This window comes from Oceanospirillum linum (genome assembly GCF_001995095.2).
In the GTDB taxonomy this organism is placed as follows: Bacteria; Pseudomonadota; Gammaproteobacteria; order Pseudomonadales; family Halomonadaceae; genus Oceanospirillum; species Oceanospirillum linum.
Window position 1 is genome coordinate 1 of record NZ_MTSD02000103.1, and the last position, 438, is coordinate 438.

The 438-nt window shown below is 49.5% G+C and carries 1 protein-coding gene; it reads right to left on the reverse strand.

Annotated features, from left to right (window positions below; all coding sequences use genetic code 11):
* On the reverse strand, positions 1–438 hold a 438-nt coding region (locus BTA35_RS16835; protein WP_202931310.1), incomplete at both ends, for an SLC13 family permease.

The following is a 438-nucleotide window of genomic DNA, read 5'->3' on the forward strand; positions in this document are numbered from 1 at the left end:
ACACTAGCCCCTGTTGTTTTCAAAATGGCCGATAGGGTTAAGCCCCCACCAAAGAGCAGTAACACCCCCCAATCTGCCGATTGTTCAATATCCTTCCAGCTCACCAGTTTTAAAGCACATAGCAGAACAATCGCCAATAGCGCAACAATGGCGTCAAACCCTTTTTCAATGCCTAAACTGCTTGAGACAGGGGCACTGAACAGCCACAGTAGAACCGTGATTGTAAACACCGCTAACGTGAGCCATTGCTGTAACCCCATCGTTTGGCGTTTTTCCTGTAAATCAAAGGTATGCGACAAATTGGGACGAAGTACCCACCAAAGAATACCCAACATCGTAGGCTGCATCAGCAAAACGGCAGGGACACCCACCTTCATCCAATCCGCAAAACCAATCCCCACCGCAGCAGCTGCAATGGCATTTGGCGGGCTACCCACT